Source organism: Pseudomonas oryzihabitans, assembly GCF_032027545.1.
Taxonomy (GTDB): Bacteria; Pseudomonadota; Gammaproteobacteria; order Pseudomonadales; family Pseudomonadaceae; genus Chryseomonas; species Chryseomonas oryzihabitans_F.
On the sequence record NZ_JAVSJB010000005.1, the window covers coordinates 83,423 to 98,104 of the forward strand.

Sequence of the window (14,682 nt, forward strand, 5' to 3'; positions counted from 1 at the left end):
CGCCCGGGCTAAAACCCTATACAATGCGCGGCTTTTCCAGCCAGGTGCATCCTCATGACCGCTCTGCCCCCCTGCCCCCAATGCGCTTCCGAATACACCTATGCGGACGGTAGCCAGCTGATCTGCCCGGAATGCGCCCATGAGTGGACGCCGGGTGAAGCGGGCGCCGCCGACGAGGCGAAGGTGATCCGCGATGCCGTCGGCAATACCCTGCAGGATGGCGACACCGTCAGCGTGATCAAGGACCTCAAGGTCAAGGGCTCGTCCCTGGTGGTCAAGGTGGGCACCAAGGTGAAGAACATCCGCCTGGTCGACGGCGATCACGACATCGATTGCAAGATCGATGGCATAGGTGCGATGAAGCTCAAATCCGAGTTCGTCAAGAAGGTCTGATCGTCGTGGCGGGGTGTTCCCTCGCGGAGCTATGGCCTACCCTTGGCGTCTTTCCCTCCCGCCAAGGACTTTCCATGTCTCATCGGTTCCTCCGCCCGGCCCTGTTTCTCGCGCCCCTACTGCTCGCCGGCCAGGCCTTCGCCCAGTCGGCGCCGCCCGCGCAGCAGGAGCCGCAGCCCTCGGTCACGGAAAAGTACGGCGACTGGCAGGTGATCTGCCGCATCGCCCGTAATGGGGAGCGCTCGGCACAGCTGTGCTCCATCACCCAGCAGAAAGACAGCACCAAGGGCCAGCGCATGCTGGTCACCGAGCTGCGGCCCAATCGCGAAGGCGTGGACGGCATCCTGGTCCTGCCCTTCGGCGTGGCGGTGACCAAGCCGATCTCCCTGCAGGTGGACAAGCGCAGCCTGGAAAGTCGTCCTTTCCACACCTGCATTCCCCAGGGCTGCGTGGTGCCGGTGGAGTTCGTCGGCGACGCCTTCAAGCAGATGCAGCGCGGCAGCCGCCTGACCGTGACCACTCCGGTCGCCAACGGTGAGACCGCCAGCGAGAGCCTGTCGCTCAAGGGCTTTTCCAAGGCCTACGACCGCGCCAAGGAACTGACCAAGCCGCTGTAAGCCTTCTAGCCCAGCCAGGGTGCTTACGGTCGCTGCACCGTGCCGCTTTCGGCGGCCCGCTCCACGGCGGCCACCAGCGCCAGGGTACGGGCCGCATCCTCCGCGCCTACCAGTGGCGTCTCCTCCCCGCGCGCGACGCGCACGAAATGCTCCAGTTGCAGCCGCAGGGCCTCGTCCCTGGTCGACGCCTGGACTTGGGCAGCGAGGGGTTGGTGCCAGCCAGCGCCGCGTTCGGCATAGCGCCAGAGGCGGAGCTGCGGCACGCTCAGGGCGCCCTCGCTACCGGCGAACAGGTAGCACGGCTGGTCCGGCTGGTGGGGATAGACCGGATTCTCGCCACTGGTGAGTTCCCAGCTCCAGGGCGCCGCCGCACCGTCGCTGGCGGTCAGGCTGCCCAGGGCGCCATTCTCGAATTGCAGATTGATCACGGCGCTGTCGGCATTGGCATAGCCGCGCAGGGCGTTGTCGGTGAAGGCCTGCACCTGGCGCACCTCGCCGCAAAGATGGCGGAGCAGGTCGAGGTCATGGATCAGGTTGGTGAGCAGCATCCCAGCCCCGGCTTCGCGGCGCCAGGCACTCTCGAAGTAGCTCTCCGGCTTCTGCAGTTGCCAGAGCGCGGTGACGGTCACCAGGCGGCCGATGGCGCCCTGGCGCAGCAGCTCGCGGGTCCGCGCGATCAGCGGATTGTGGCGACGATGGTGACCTACCAGCAGGGGTACCCGCAGGTTACGCTGGGCCTGCAGCAACTGAGCCACCTCTGCCGGCGTGGTCCCCACGGGCTTTTCCAGCAGCAACGGGATGCCAAGGGCCAGGCAATCGAGCGCGGTCGCGACGTGCAGGGCGTTGGGATTGGCGACGATCACCGCGTCGGGGCGCACCCTTTCGAGCAGTTGGCGATGATCGCTGAAATACGGCACAGCCCATTGCGCGGCCAACTCGGCCGCTGCCGGATCGGGATCGGCCAGGCCGCACAGCTGGGCGCTGGAGACGTGCTGCAGGTGGTGCAGGTGCTGGCGACCCATGTTGCCGGCACCGATGAGAGCGATGCGCAAGGCAGCGACCATGGAAGAACCCCCTTGTTGTGGTTATCGAGGTCCCTCGACTCTAAAGCGCACGCGACCGAAGGCGCTACTGCACCGGCAGGAAATTGATGAACAGCAGGCTCTGGGCGTAGTTGACGCCGATGCGCCGGTAGCGCTCGTCGAGCAACTGGGCGAGCAGGTCCAGCCGGGCAACGATCTTGCCGAACTCGGTGGCGAAACTGAGGTTGCTACCCTCCTCCGAGATCTCGTTGGCGAACAGCAGCGGCTCGCCCGCGGCGTTCTTGCGCTGGTTGAGCAGCCAGGTGGCCTTCTCGATGTTGCGCGCGGCATTGTTGACGAAGCGCGCATCGACCACGTCGGTGATGTAGAACTCGGTGCGATTGCCATGGGCGGCGATGATCATGCTGCCGATGGCGTAGATGAAGGCACCGACCCGGTCGCCGTGATAGTCGTCGCCCAGCACATAGCTCAGGGCCGCCACGTCCTTGCGTCCACCCAGCGCCGGCAGGCTGCGTCTCTGCTCGATGGCCGTGCGAATCTCGCGCTCAGCACTGGCGGCATCCGGTAGCCCGGTCTTCTTCCATTCGGCCGGGTTGCGCAGGTAGAGCTTGTTCATCAGCAGATAGAGACTCTGCAGATTGGCCTGCATGGCGAGGGTGGCCAGGCGGTCGGAGCTGGTCTGCAGGAATTCGCTGGGGCGGGTCTTGCCGAATTGGCGGGCGATGTCCTGGGCGGACTGACTGGTGCAGCCGGTCAGGCTCGCCAGCAGTAGGCCAATCACACACCCGAGACGGGCGACGGCTGTGAAGGTGGAGGCAGGCATTGGGGGCTTCGGCGGTTGGGGGCAGCCGAAGGGTAAGGCCTTCCCTGGCCGGCCTGCTGTGCGGCAGGCCAAGGAATGGACCTTTTCGAGCCTATTCAAAGGCTCGCGAGCTAGCGACAAACAAGGCGAAAATGGCTGAGGAAGCGGAGTTTACAAGTAGTAAATGAGCATTCCGAAGCCATTTTCAACGCCGTTTGGCCGACGCGTAGCAGCTTTTGAACAGGCTCAGCCGTTGCTGGGGAAGGCAAACTGCGAAGCCTCCTGGGCCTCGCGCTGCGGCCAGCGCTGGGTGATGGTCTTGCGGCGGGTGTAGAAGCGCACGCCGTCGGGGCCGTAGGCATGGAGGTCGCCGAACAGCGAGCGTTTCCAGCCGCCGAAGCTGTGGTAGGCCACCGGCACCGGCAGGGGCACGTTGATGCCGACCATGCCCACCTCGATCTGATCGGCGAACAGCCGCGCCGCTTCACCGTCGCGGGTGAAGATGCAGGTGCCATTGCCGTATTCGTGGGCGTTGATCAGGGCGATCCCTTCTTCCAGGCTCTTGACGCGCACCACGCAGAGCACCGGACCGAAGATCTCCTCCTTGTAGATGCGCATCTCCGGGGTGACCTGGTCGAACAGGCAGCCGCCGAGGAAGAAGCCCTCTGCGTGGTCGGCGACCTTGAGGCTGCGGCCGTCCACCACCAGTTTGGCGCCGGCGGCCACACCGTCGGCCACATAGCCGGTGACCTTGTCCAGGTGCGCGCCGGTAACCAGCGGGCCCATGTCCAGGCCGCACTGGGTGCCCGGGCCGACCTTCAGTTTCTCGATCTCCGGCACCAGCCGGGCGATCAAGGCATCGGCGACCTGGTCACCGACACAGACCGCCACCGAGATGGCCATGCAGCGCTCGCCGCAAGAGCCGTAGGCGGCGCCCATCAGGGCATTGACGGTGTTGCCGAGGTCGGCGTCGGGCATGACCACCGCATGGTTCTTGGCGCCACCCAGGGCCTGGACGCGCTTGCCCTTGGCGGTGCCGCGAGCATAGATGTACTCGGCGATGGGGGTGGAGCCGACGAAGCTCAGCGCCTTGACCTCGGGGGCGTCGAGCAGGCCGTCCACGGCTTCCTTGTCGCCATGCACCACGTTGAGCACGCCCTTGGGCAGGCCGGCTTCCTCGAACAGCTGGGCGATGGCCAGGGTGGAGCTGGGATCGCGCTCGCTTGGCTTGAGGATGAAGGTGTTGCCGCAGGCGATGGCCAGCGGATACATCCACAGCGGCACCATGGCCGGGAAGTTGAAGGGGGTGATGCCGGCAACCACGCCCAGGGGCTGGAAGTCGGACCAGGTATCGATGCTCGGACCGGCGTTGCGGTTGTAATCGCCCTTGAGCAACTCGGGCGCGGCGGTGGCGTATTCGACGTTCTCGATACCACGGCGCAGTTCACCAGCGGCGTCTTCCAGGGTCTTGCCATGCTCTTCGCTGATCAGCTGGACCAGGCGCTCTTCGTTGCTTTCCAGCAGTTGCTTGAAGCGGAACAGCACCTGGGCACGCTTGGCCGGCGGGGTGTTGCGCCAGGCCGGAAAGGCGGCTTGGGCAGCATCGAGGGCCTGCTGCAGGGTGGCGGCATCGGCGAGGGGCACTTCGCGGATCACCGCGCCGGTGGAGGGGTTGAAGACCGGCGCACGACGGCTGCCACCATCGACCAGTTGGCCGCCGATGAGATGCTTGAGACTCATGAAAGGGACTCCTTGTACGAGAGACAGGCGCTCCGCAAGGGAGCGCCGAAGGGGATCAATCGAGGCGGTTGAGGACGTCGCCGACCGCGGCGAAAACGCGGTCCAGGTCTTCGATCCTGGCGTTGAAGGTGGGCCCGAATTGCAGGGTGTCGCCGCCGAAGCGGACATAGAAGCCAGCCTTCCACAGGGCGATGCCGGCCTCGAAGGGGCGAATCACCGCATCGCCGTCGCGCGGGGCGAGCTGGAGGGCGCCGGCCAGGCCGCAGTTGCGGATGTCCACTACGTGTTTGGCGCCCTTGAGGCCATGCAGCGCGGCTTCGAACCTGGGTGCCAGCTCGGCGGCCTGCTGCACCAGATTTTCTCGCTCCAGCAGCTCCAGCGCGGCGAGGCCCGCGGCGCAGGCCACCGGGTGGGCCGAGTAGGTGTAGCCATGGGGAAACTCCACCATGTGCTCCGGCGTGGCCTGGTTCATGAAGGTGTCGTAGATGGCGCTGCTGGCGATCACCGCGCCCAGGGGTACGGCGCCGTTGGTGACCTGCTTGGCCACGTTCATGAGGTCCGGCGTCACGCCGAAGTATTCGGCGCCGGTGTGGCGACCCATGCGGCCGAAGGCGGTGATGACCTCGTCGAAGATCAAGAGGATGTCATGCTGGGTGCAGATCTCGCGCAGGCGCTGGAGATAGCCTACCGGCGGCACGATCACCCCGGCCGAACCGGACATGGGTTCGACGATGACGGCAGCGATGTTGGAAGCATCGTGCAGCTCGATCAGCTTGAGCAGTTCGTTGGCCAGTTCCACCCCGCCGGTCTCGGCCATGCCCTTGGTGAAGGCCAGGCCAGGCTGCAAGGTGTGCGGCAGGTGGTCGACGTCCATGAAGGAGCCGTACAGCTTCCGGTTGCCGCCGATGCCGCCCAGGCTGGTGCCGGCGATGTTGACGCCGTGGTAGCCGCGCGCCCGGCCGATCAGCTTGGTCTTGGCCGGCTGGCCCTTGATGCGCCAGTAGGCCCGCGCCAGCTTGACCGAGGTGTCGGCGCTCTCGGAGCCCGAGCCGGTGAAGAAGACGTGGTCGAGACCAGCCGGGGTCAGCTCGGCCATCTTTTCGGCCAGCTGGAAGGACAGCGGATGGCCGTACTGGAAGCCCGGCGAATAGTCGAGGGTGCCCAGTTGGCGCGCCACGGCCTCCTGTATTTCCTTGCGCGAGTGACCGGCGCCGCAGGTCCAGAGTCCGGAGAGGCTGTCATAGATGCGCCGCCCCTGGTCGTCGATCAGCCAGCTGCCTTCGGCGGCCACCACGATACGCGGATCCTTCTGGAAGGCGCGATTGGCGGTGAAGGGCATCCAGTGGGCACGCAGGTTGAGCTGGGCGGCGGCGGGTGGGGAAACGGTCAGCGGCTGGTTCATGACGGGGTCTCGGGCGGGGACGTTGAACCTGCAGAGTGCGCCGAGTCTTGCGTGAGTTAAATAGGTTTTTTCTTGCACCTATGTTTTTAAAAACTCAACTATCTCCAACCTGCTGGCGCACGGCCAAAGGCGATCGGCAGCGAGCGGACCCAGGTCCTGTCGACTTCATGAACACCCTGATCCGGAGCCACGAGCAGCCAACGAACGCCCACAGTGCTCCCTTCGCCCGACAACACCAACCGGGCAGCCAGGCGGACAGACGCCAAAGGTCCGGCCCAGAGCCGGCCAGCGCACCACCGAAACATACTGAAATGAATAAATATGATTACTAATCAATGACTTGCCTGAAACATCTTAAGCTAGCCGCCGGCCACCGTAGTCCCGTGGCGCCGAGGCACCCCTGCCTCATCTCTCCTCCCGGCACGTAGTCCTGCCGGGCGCGGTAGCCTGTCCGCCGTCTCTACCGCGAATCCAAACCTGTCCACTTTCGCTAACCCGTGCCCCTCTCCCGAGGCAGAGCGCGCGGTTTACCTATTCCTCAAAGGAAACCTCCCCATGCTGATTCAGCTCAACTGGATCCGCGGCCTGGCGGCCGTTCTCATCGTTTTCCACCACATGACCGTGGGCAGCTACCAGACCACCGAGCACCAGCAGATCGCCCTGAATCTGCTGTCGCTGGAAACCACCTGTATCTTCGTCGCCCTTTCCGGCTTCTTCTTTCGCTACAACCTCGGCAAGTACAGCTACCAGGTCTATCTGGGCAAGAAGCTGCAGAACGTCATCCTGCCCTATCTGCTGATCTCGATCCCGGCCGTGCTGCTCTATGTCTCCGGGCTCAAGCAGGAGCACGAGTGGATCGACATGAACGCCTTCCATGACTGGCCGCCCTTTGCCCAGACCGCCCTGCTGCTGGCCACTGGCGCCCACTTGGGTCCGCTGTGGTTCATTCCGGCGCTGACGCTGATCTTCCTGCTCGCGCCGGCCCTGGAGTGGATCGTCAAGCGTGGCCTGCTGCCGGCGGCGACCCTGGTCGGCCTGCTGTATTTCCTGGTGTCCGATCGCCCGATCAATGACGCCGATCCGCTGCTGGCGGCCCTGCACTTCCTGCCGATCTACCTCTGCGGCATGCTGGCCTGCGAACAGCGCGAGCGGCTGCAACGGCCCCAGGCGCGTTACTGGCTGCTGGCGGCCCTGCTGCTGCTGAGTGGCGCGGCAGTGCTCGACAGCGCCTTCTACGGGCTGCAGAAACTGGCGCTGTGCCTGCTGCTCTTCGCCGTCTTCAGCCAGCAGGTCAAGATGCCGGGGCGCGCCAACGGCCGCTTGGCCAGGGGCATGGCCCTGCTGGGCGCCTACAGCTTCGCCATCTACTTCCTGCACGGCTATCTCGCCGGCGCCTATCGGGTACTGGGCAGATTGCTGGGTGAGCAGAACTTCGCCCAGTACCTGGGCACCCGCCTGTGCCTGACGCTGATCACCCTGCTCTGCTGCGTCGCCGCGGTCTGGCTGGTCAAGCAGGTCACCCATCAGCGCAGCCGGGTGTTGATCGGCGCCTGAAAGCGGTCGCTGGCGCCGTGCCAAGCGGCGCCTTATGCTGTCCCGCATTTGCGGTGCCATCCATGAAAGCGACGCGCAAGGCTCTGCTCGCCCAGGTCGGCGACTTCGAGATCCGTCTGTTGCGGTTGTTCAAGACGGTGGTGGAATGCGGCAGCTTCACCGCCGCCGAAGGCCGACTGGGCATTACCCGCTCGGCCATCAGCCTGCACATGAATGACTTGGAGAAGCGCCTGGGCATGCGCCTCTGCCAGCGCGGGCGCGCCGGCTTCTCCCTGACCGACGAAGGCCGCGAGGTGCTCAAGGCCAGCCAGTCGTTGTTCGCCGCCTTGGAAGGCTTTCGCAGCGAGGTCAATCAGCTGCACCAGCACCTGCGTGGCGAACTGAACCTGGGCATCATCAACAACCTGGTGACCCAGACGCGCATGCGCATCACCCATGCCCTGGCCGCACTCAAGCGCGCCGCGCCGGGGGTAGTGGTCAACATCGGCATGACCTTGCCCGGCGAGATCGAGACCGGGGTGCTGGACGGCCACCTGCACCTGGGCGTGCTGCCGCTGATCAATGCCCTGGCCGGTCTGGAATACCTGCCGCTCTACGAAGAGCGCGCCCTGCTCTATTGCAGCCGCGCCCATCCGCTGTTCGAGATTGCCGATGCCGCGCTGGACGAGAGCGTCCTAGCCGCCCAGGACGCCGTCGGCCCCAACCACCTGCTCAACCAGGACGGTCATGACCGCCATGCCGCGCTGAATTGCACGGCGCGCGCCTCGGATCGTGAGGGCGTGGCCTTTCTCATCCTCACCGGCTGCTACATCGGCTACCTGCCCGACCACGTCGCCCAGCCCTGGGTAGCGCAGGGCCAGCTACGCGCTCTGCATCCCGAGCGCTTCCACTTCGACACCACCCTCGCCGCCGTCACCCGCAAGGGCCGGCGACCGAACCTGGTGCTGGAGCGCTTTCTCGAAGCCCTGGCGGAAACCGTCTAGTTGGCGCTGCGGGTCGGACGGACGACGATCTCGTTGATGTCCACGTCGTCCGGCTGCTCGATGGCATAGCGCACCGCGCGGCCGATGGCGTCGGGTTGCAGGGCGATGGCGCGATAGTCGTCCATCATCGCCCGCGCCGCCGGATCGGTGATGGTGGAAGCCAACTCGCTTTCCACCACGCCCGGATGGATGCAGGTGACCCTTAGATCGTCCCGCTCCTGGCGCAGGCCTTCGGAGATCGCCCGCACCGCATGCTTGGTGGCGCAGTAGACCGCCGCCGTGGGCACCACCGACAGGGCGCCGATGGAGCCCAGGTTGATGACGTGGCCGGCGCCACGGGCGGTGAATTCCGGTAGCACCGCGGCGATGCCGTTGAGCACGCCCTTGATGTTGACGTCGACCATCTGCATCCATTCTTCGGTCTTGAGCGACGCCAGGGGCGACAGCGGCATGATGCCGGCATTGTTGACGATGACATCCACCCGGCCCCAACGCTCCCGAGCCGCCTGGGCAAAGGCAGCCACGTCGGCGCTGTCGGTGACGTCCAGCCGGCGGCAGGCGGCCTCGCCACCCGCGGCGTTGATCTCGGCCGCCAGGGCCTCCAGCCGCTCACTACGACGGGCGCCGAGCAACAGCTTGCAGCCGGCCGCGCCCAGTTCGCGGGCGATGCCCGCGCCTATGCCACTGGAGGCACCGGTGATAAGTACGACCTTGTCGATAGCCATGAAATATTCCTCTTGCAGGGTTGGGATTACTGGGCGGTGTAGCCGCCGTCCACCAGCACCTCGGCGCCGGTGATGAAGCTCGCCGCGGGCGAGACGAGAAAGGCGATGACCTCGGCCACCTCCTCCGGTTGGCCGATGCGCCCGAGGGGATGTGCCGGGCCATAGCTGCGCAGCAGGGCCCGGCCGTCGTCGGCCACGCCGTCCAGGATGTCGGTGTCGATCACCCCGGGCAGCACGGCGTTGGCCCGGATGCCATGACGCCCCTGTTCCACCGCGACCACCCGCATGAGCTGGGCGGCAGCGGCCTTGGAGGCGGCATAGGCGGCCTGGGTGGCGAAGCCGACCCGCGCCGATACCGAGGACACCGCGACCATGGCCCCACCGCCGGCCTCACGCATTGGCGCCAGGGCCGCCCGGGCGGCGAGAAAGACACCACGGGCATTGCTCTGCTGAATGCGCTCGTAATCGGCGAGCGCGGTGGCGTCCAACGATTGGTTGAGAGTACGGCCGGCGTTGGTCACCAGGATGTCGAGCCGGCCGAAACGCTCCAGGGCCGCCGCCACCGAGCGCTCGGCGAAGGCCTCGTCGGCGACATCGCCCGCCAGGGCCAGGACGTCGTCGTCAGCCAGTTGCAGCACCAACTCGGACAGATCACTGGCAACGATGCAGGCGCCGCGACTGCGCAGCAGCTCGGCGGTGGCGAGGCCGATGCCGCGGGCGGCACCGGTGACCAAGGCGACCTTGCCGGAGAGGTCGTAGGAGGTGGCGAAAGGGCTCATGACAGGCTCCTGCAGGTGGCGATAAGACTTGCCACCACCTTAGCGAACGTCCATTGTCGTGATAATTCCCCCACTTCTGACCGCCATGGTTAGCCAGCCTTACCAATGCCAACCGATTTGAATCTGCTCAAGGTCTTCGTGGTGGTCGCCACGGCGGCGAACTTTCGCGTAGCGGCCGATCGCCTGGGCGTCAGTCGCTCGGCGGTGAGCCAGGCGATCCGCCGCCTGGAAGACGAGCTGGGCAGTTCGCTGGTCCAACGCACCACGCGCAGCGTGCGCCTCACCGAGGCCGGTGAACGCCTGCATCGCCAGGTCGCCGGGCCCCTGGGCGGTCTACTCGGGGCCCTGGAAGACGCCAGTCCCGCCGGGCCGCCCCGTGGTCTCTTGCGGGTCGCGGTCACCTCCATCGCCGAACGCTTTCTCGATGGCCCGCTGCTGGCACGCTTCGTCGAGGCCTATCCCGAGGTGACCCTCGACATCACCGTCACCGACGAGGAATTCGATATCGTCGAGCGGGGCTTCGATGCCGGGGTACGGCTGGGCGAGGTGATCGAGCAGGACATGGTCGCCATCCCGGTGACCGGTCCACAGCGCGAAGTGGCGGTGGCGACCCCGGCCTACTTCGCCCGTCACGGCCGACCGACCCATCCCCGCGAACTGGCCGAGCACCGCTGCATCGGCTGGCGCCCAGCACCGGAGGTGGCGCCCTGGCGCTGGGAGTTCAGCGAGGCAGGTCGGGCCTTCGACGTGGCGGTTTCGCCACGGATCACCACCAACGACATGCTGCTGATGATCCGTACGGCGCTAGCCGGTGGCGGTATCACCTTCGGCATGGAAGACACCTTCCGGCCCTATCTGGAACGCGGCGAGCTTGAGCAGGTACTGGAGGACTATCTGCCACCCTTCCCCGGCTTCTATCTCTATTATCCGAGCCGGCACAACCTGGCGCCCAAGCTGCGGGCGCTGGTGGAGCATGTGCGGGGGTATCGAGAGGAGAACGAGGGGTAGGCCGGAGTTTGGGCGGCCCTCACCCCGGCCCTCTCCCGGAAGGAGAGGGGACACACCGTATGAGTTGAGGCGTAGAGTGGAAAACGGCGAAGCCTTTTCCACCTGATGAGAAGGCAGGCGATGTTGGGCTTCGGTGATGGAGCCGCCTCAGCCCAACCTACGTGTCCTGTAGCTTGGGCTGAGCGCAGCGAAGCCCAACAGGCAAGGCCCCTCAGCTCCCCAAAATCCACCGGTCGATGGCTACCGCAACACCGTCTTGCTGGTTGCTGGCGGTGACCTGGTCGGCGGCTTCGCGAACCGCCGCAGCGGCCTGCCCCATGGCGATGGCGAGGCCGGCCTGGCGGAACATGGGAACGTCGTTGCTGCCATCACCGATGGCCGCCGTGCGGGCTACGGGTACGCCCGCGGCCTGGGCCAGCTCGAGCAGGGCGTCGCCCTTGTTGGCCTTGGGATGGGTGATGTCCAGGTAGTAGAGCTGCGAACGCAGCACCGTGGCGCCCTCCCCCAGTCGCTCGGCCAGCTCGCCTTCCAGGGCTTCGAGGCCCGCGTGGTCGCTGCCAGCGGCGACGATCTTGTCGACCCGATCCAGGTAGGGGTCGAAGGATTCCACCACCGTCGGCCCATAACCCAGCGCCCGGGTTTCCCGTGGCACATAGGGTCCCTGGGGATCGCGGGTCAGCCAGAGGTCATCGGCGAACAGCCAGACCTCGAAGGCTTCGCGCTCCAGTCTTTCCAGCACCTGGCGCGTCACCTGCTCGGCCAGGCGGTGGGCGCGGATCAGCGTCCCGTCCGCCTCCACCAGGTTGCCACCGTTGAAGCCGGCCACCGGCTGGCGGATACCGAGCCGTTGCACCAGCGGCAGCAGCGCCCGCGGCGGGCGGCTGCTGACCAGGGTGATGGCCTTGCCGGCTGCCTGCAGGCGGCCAACGGCAGCGATCACCGCCTCGCTCAGGCTCTTGTCGTCACGCACCAGGGTGCCGTCGATGTCCGACACCAGCAGGTCGATGGGGATCAGGTCAGCGGATGCCATGAGCGGCCGTCCTTCTGCAGCAGTTCATCGGCACCGGCAGGACCAGCGCTGCCCGCGGCGTAGCTTTCCACCGCGCCACCCTGTTTCCAGGCGTCGAGGAAGGGTTGCACGGCGCGCCAGCCGTTCTCGATGTTGTCGGCACGCTGGAACAGGGTCTGGTCGCCGATCAGGGAATCATAGATCAGGGTTTCGTAGCCAGTGGACGGCTGCATCTCGAAGAAATCGCCGTAGGCGAAGCCCATGCGGATGTTCTCCAGTTCCACCAGCGGCCCGGGGCGCTTGGCGTGGAAGTCGAACCACATGCCTTCGTCGGGCTGGATCTGGATGATCAGGTAGTTGGGTCTCATCCGGTCGATCTTGGTGTCGCGGAACTGGGCATAGGGCGCGTGCTTGAAGCAGATGGCGATCTCGGTGTCGCGCGCGGTCAGGCGCTTGCCGGTGCGCAGGTAGAAGGGCACGCCGGCCCAGCGCCAGTTGTCGACGAACAGCTTGAGCGCCACGTAGGTTTCGGTCTGGCTCTCGGGATCGACCCGCTCCTCCTCGCGATAGCCCGGCACCGGCTTGCCGTTCAGGGTGCCGGCGGCGTATTGGCCGCGTACCGAGTTGGCCAGGGCTTCCTCGGTGGTCTGGGGGCGGATGGCGCCGACCACCTTGGCCTTTTCATCGCGCACCGAGGTGGCGTTGAAGGAAGCCGGCGGCTCCATGGCGACCATGGCCAAGAGCTGGAACAGGTGGTTGGGCACCATGTCCCTCAGGGTGCCGGTCTTCTCGTAGAAGTCGCCCCGCGACTCCACGCCCACGGTCTCGGCCGCGGTGATCTGCACGTGATCGATGTAGTGGTTGTTCCAGAACGACTCGAACAGGGCGTTGGAGAACCGGCTGACCAGGATGTTCTGGACCGTCTCCTTGCCCAGGTAGTGGTCGATCCGATAGATCTGCTTTTCCTCCATGTTCGCCAGCAGCCGCTGGTTGAGCGCCTGGGCACTGGCCAGGTCGGCGCCGAAGGGCTTTTCCACCACCAGCCGGCGATAGGCGTCCTCGCCTTCCTCGAGCAACCCGGCCCGGCCGAGGCGCTCGGCTACGTCACCGAAGAAGCGCGCGGCGGTGGCCAGGTAGAAGACGGCATTGTCGGTCCCCGCCCGGGCGATGCGCTCGCCTACCGCCTGGTAGGTGGCGTCTTCGAGGAAGTCACCCTGCAGGTAGTGGATACGGCTGCGTAGTTGTCCCCAGAGATCGGCATCCAGGGCCTCGTCGCGGGACTTGCCCTTGGCCTCGGCCTGGTCGCGGATGAAGGTCTCCAACCGGTCGGCGAAGCCTTCGTCGGTGTTGGGATTATGGTCGACGCCGATGATCTGGGTGCGATCGTCGAGCAGCCCATCGCGCAGGAGGTTGTATAGCGAGGGGATCAGCAACCGCTTCACCAGATCGCCATTGGCCCCGAACAGGAAGAGCGTGGCCGGCGGTGCGGTGGGGGCTTTCGTGCAGGAACGTCGTTCCTGGGGAGCGGTACTGGGAGTGACGGCAGGAGAGTCGGTCATGACAGGGCCTTAGCCACGAGGGCGGCTGATACCGTCCCCCGAGACGCGGCCCGTGGCCGCTCCACAGGGGAACGGCCGGGGGTTTATTGCGGGATTTCGACGTGACCGCCAAAGCCGAATCTCATGGCCGACAAGAGCTTGTCGGCATAGGTGGCTTGCTGGCGGGAACGGAAGCGCGCATAGAGGGCGGCGGACAGGACATTGACCGGCACCGCCTCCTCGATGGCCGCTTCGATGGTCCAGCGACCTTCGCCGCTGTCGGCCACCGAGCCGGAGAATTTCTCCAGGGCGACGTCGCCGGCCAGGGCCTGGGCGGTCAGGTCCAGCAGCCAGGAGGACACCACGCTGCCACGACGCCACACCTCGGCGATGTCGGCGAGGTCCAGGTCGAAGCGCTCGTCTTCCGGCAGCTTGTCGCTGTTCTTCATCTTGAGGATGTCGAAGCCTTCGGCATAGGCCTGCATCAGCCCGTACTCGATGCCGTTGTGCACCATCTTGACGAAGTGACCGGAACCGGCCGGGCCGGTGAAGATGTAGCCCCGCTCGGCCCGCTCGTCCGGGGCGTTGCGACCCTTGGTGCGCTCGATGCTGCCATAGCCGGGAGCCAGGGCTTCGAAGATGGGCTCCAGGCGTTCGACGGCGGCGGACTTGCCACCGATCATCATGCAGTAGCCGCGCTCCAGGCCCCAGACACCGCCGGAGGTTCCGACGTCGACATAGTCGATGCCCTTTTCGGCCAGGGTCTTGGCGCGCCGGATGTCGTCCTTGTAGTAGCTGTTGCCGCCATCGATGATGACGTCGCCCGGAGCCAGGCGGTCGGCCAGCTCGGCGATGGTCTGCTCGGTCGGCTCGCCCGCGGGCAGCATGACCCAGATGGCACGGGGCTGCGCCAGGGCGGCGATGACGCCGTCCAGGCCGTCGGTGGCGATGGCGCCTTCCTGGCCGAGGCCGGCCACGGTTTCGGCACTGCGGTCGTAGACCGCGACTTCATGCCCATGCTTCATCAAACGCCGTGCGATGTTGCCGCCCATGCGGCCCAGTCCGATGATTCCCAATTGCATGCTGATG

Annotated in this window: 14 protein-coding genes; 5 read left to right on the top strand and 9 right to left on the bottom strand. The window is 66.1% G+C overall.

Annotated elements, in window-relative coordinates; translation table 11 throughout:
* Positions 1–54 precede the first annotated feature (54 nt).
* On the top strand, positions 55–393 hold the full coding sequence (locus tag RND78_RS09925) for a zinc ribbon domain-containing protein YjdM (RefSeq protein WP_312728274.1): 339 nt from the start codon (positions 55–57) through the stop codon (positions 391–393).
* Positions 394–467: 74 nt separating this feature from the next.
* A complete protein-coding gene (locus RND78_RS09930) occupies positions 468–1,010 on the top strand; it encodes an invasion associated locus B family protein (RefSeq protein WP_312728277.1) in 543 nt (180 codons plus the stop codon).
* A gap of 23 nt (positions 1,011–1,033) precedes the next feature.
* Here RND78_RS09930 and RND78_RS09935 read toward each other — a convergent pair whose 3' ends face one another.
* The 4 genes from RND78_RS09935 to RND78_RS09950 form a co-directional block, all read right to left on the bottom strand.
* Positions 1,034–2,074, bottom strand: coding sequence for a Gfo/Idh/MocA family oxidoreductase (locus RND78_RS09935; protein ID WP_312728278.1), 1,041 nt, complete (start codon positions 2,072–2,074; stop codon positions 1,034–1,036).
* 64 nt (positions 2,075–2,138) lie between these two features.
* Positions 2,139–2,876: a hypothetical protein gene (locus tag RND78_RS09940; protein ID WP_312728280.1), complete on the bottom strand. Its 738-nt coding sequence runs from the start codon at positions 2,874–2,876 to the stop codon at positions 2,139–2,141.
* 225 nt (positions 2,877–3,101) lie between these two features.
* Positions 3,102–4,595 (bottom strand): CoA-acylating methylmalonate-semialdehyde dehydrogenase, encoded by a 1,494-nt coding sequence (locus RND78_RS09945; protein WP_312728283.1) that lies wholly within the window; start codon positions 4,593–4,595, stop codon positions 3,102–3,104.
* 55 nt (positions 4,596–4,650) lie between these two features.
* The gene (locus RND78_RS09950; RefSeq protein ID WP_312728286.1) at positions 4,651–5,997 is read right to left on the bottom strand and encodes an aspartate aminotransferase family protein; all 1,347 of its coding nucleotides are present in this window, start codon (positions 5,995–5,997) and stop codon (positions 4,651–4,653) included.
* Between the two features lie 555 nt (positions 5,998–6,552).
* On the opposite strand from RND78_RS09950, the gene RND78_RS09955 reads away from it, so the two are divergent.
* A complete protein-coding gene (locus RND78_RS09955) occupies positions 6,553–7,551 on the top strand; it encodes an acyltransferase (protein WP_312728287.1) in 999 nt (332 codons plus the stop codon).
* 62 nt (positions 7,552–7,613) lie between these two features.
* Positions 7,614–8,534 carry a LysR family transcriptional regulator gene (locus RND78_RS09960; RefSeq protein ID WP_312728289.1) on the top strand — a complete coding sequence of 307 codons (921 nt, stop codon included), beginning with the start codon at positions 7,614–7,616 and terminating at the stop codon, positions 8,532–8,534.
* On the opposite strand, the gene RND78_RS09965 is transcribed toward RND78_RS09960, so the two are convergent.
* On the bottom strand, positions 8,531–9,259 hold the full coding sequence (locus RND78_RS09965) for an SDR family oxidoreductase (protein WP_312728291.1): 729 nt from the start codon (positions 9,257–9,259) through the stop codon (positions 8,531–8,533). The genes RND78_RS09960 and RND78_RS09965 overlap by 4 nt on opposite strands.
* A 26-nt stretch (positions 9,260–9,285) precedes the next feature.
* On the bottom strand, positions 9,286–10,038 hold the full coding sequence (locus tag RND78_RS09970; protein ID WP_312728293.1) for an SDR family NAD(P)-dependent oxidoreductase: 753 nt from the start codon (positions 10,036–10,038) through the stop codon (positions 9,286–9,288).
* A 105-nt stretch (positions 10,039–10,143) separates the two neighbouring features.
* Here RND78_RS09970 and RND78_RS09975 point away from each other — a divergent pair, with 105 nt between their 5' ends.
* Positions 10,144–11,046, top strand: a complete 903-nt coding sequence (locus RND78_RS09975; protein ID WP_312728296.1) for a LysR family transcriptional regulator — start codon at positions 10,144–10,146, stop codon at positions 11,044–11,046.
* Between the two features lie 211 nt (positions 11,047–11,257).
* On the opposite strand, the gene RND78_RS09980 is transcribed toward RND78_RS09975, so the two are convergent.
* The 3 genes from RND78_RS09980 to gnd all read right to left on the bottom strand — a co-directional run bounded on the left by RND78_RS09980 (position 11,258) and on the right by gnd (position 14,675).
* A complete protein-coding gene (locus RND78_RS09980; protein WP_312728299.1) occupies positions 11,258–12,076 on the bottom strand; it encodes an HAD family hydrolase in 819 nt (272 codons plus the stop codon).
* Positions 12,058–13,614: a glucose-6-phosphate dehydrogenase gene (gene zwf, locus RND78_RS09985; protein ID WP_312728300.1), complete on the bottom strand. Its 1,557-nt coding sequence runs from the start codon at positions 13,612–13,614 to the stop codon at positions 12,058–12,060. Before zwf ends, RND78_RS09980 begins: the two co-directional genes overlap by 19 nt.
* A gap of 83 nt (positions 13,615–13,697) precedes the next feature.
* Positions 13,698–14,675: a phosphogluconate dehydrogenase (NAD(+)-dependent, decarboxylating) gene (gene gnd, locus RND78_RS09990; RefSeq protein WP_312728303.1), complete on the bottom strand. Its 978-nt coding sequence runs from the start codon at positions 14,673–14,675 to the stop codon at positions 13,698–13,700.
* Between the last annotated feature and the right edge of the window lie 7 nt (positions 14,676–14,682).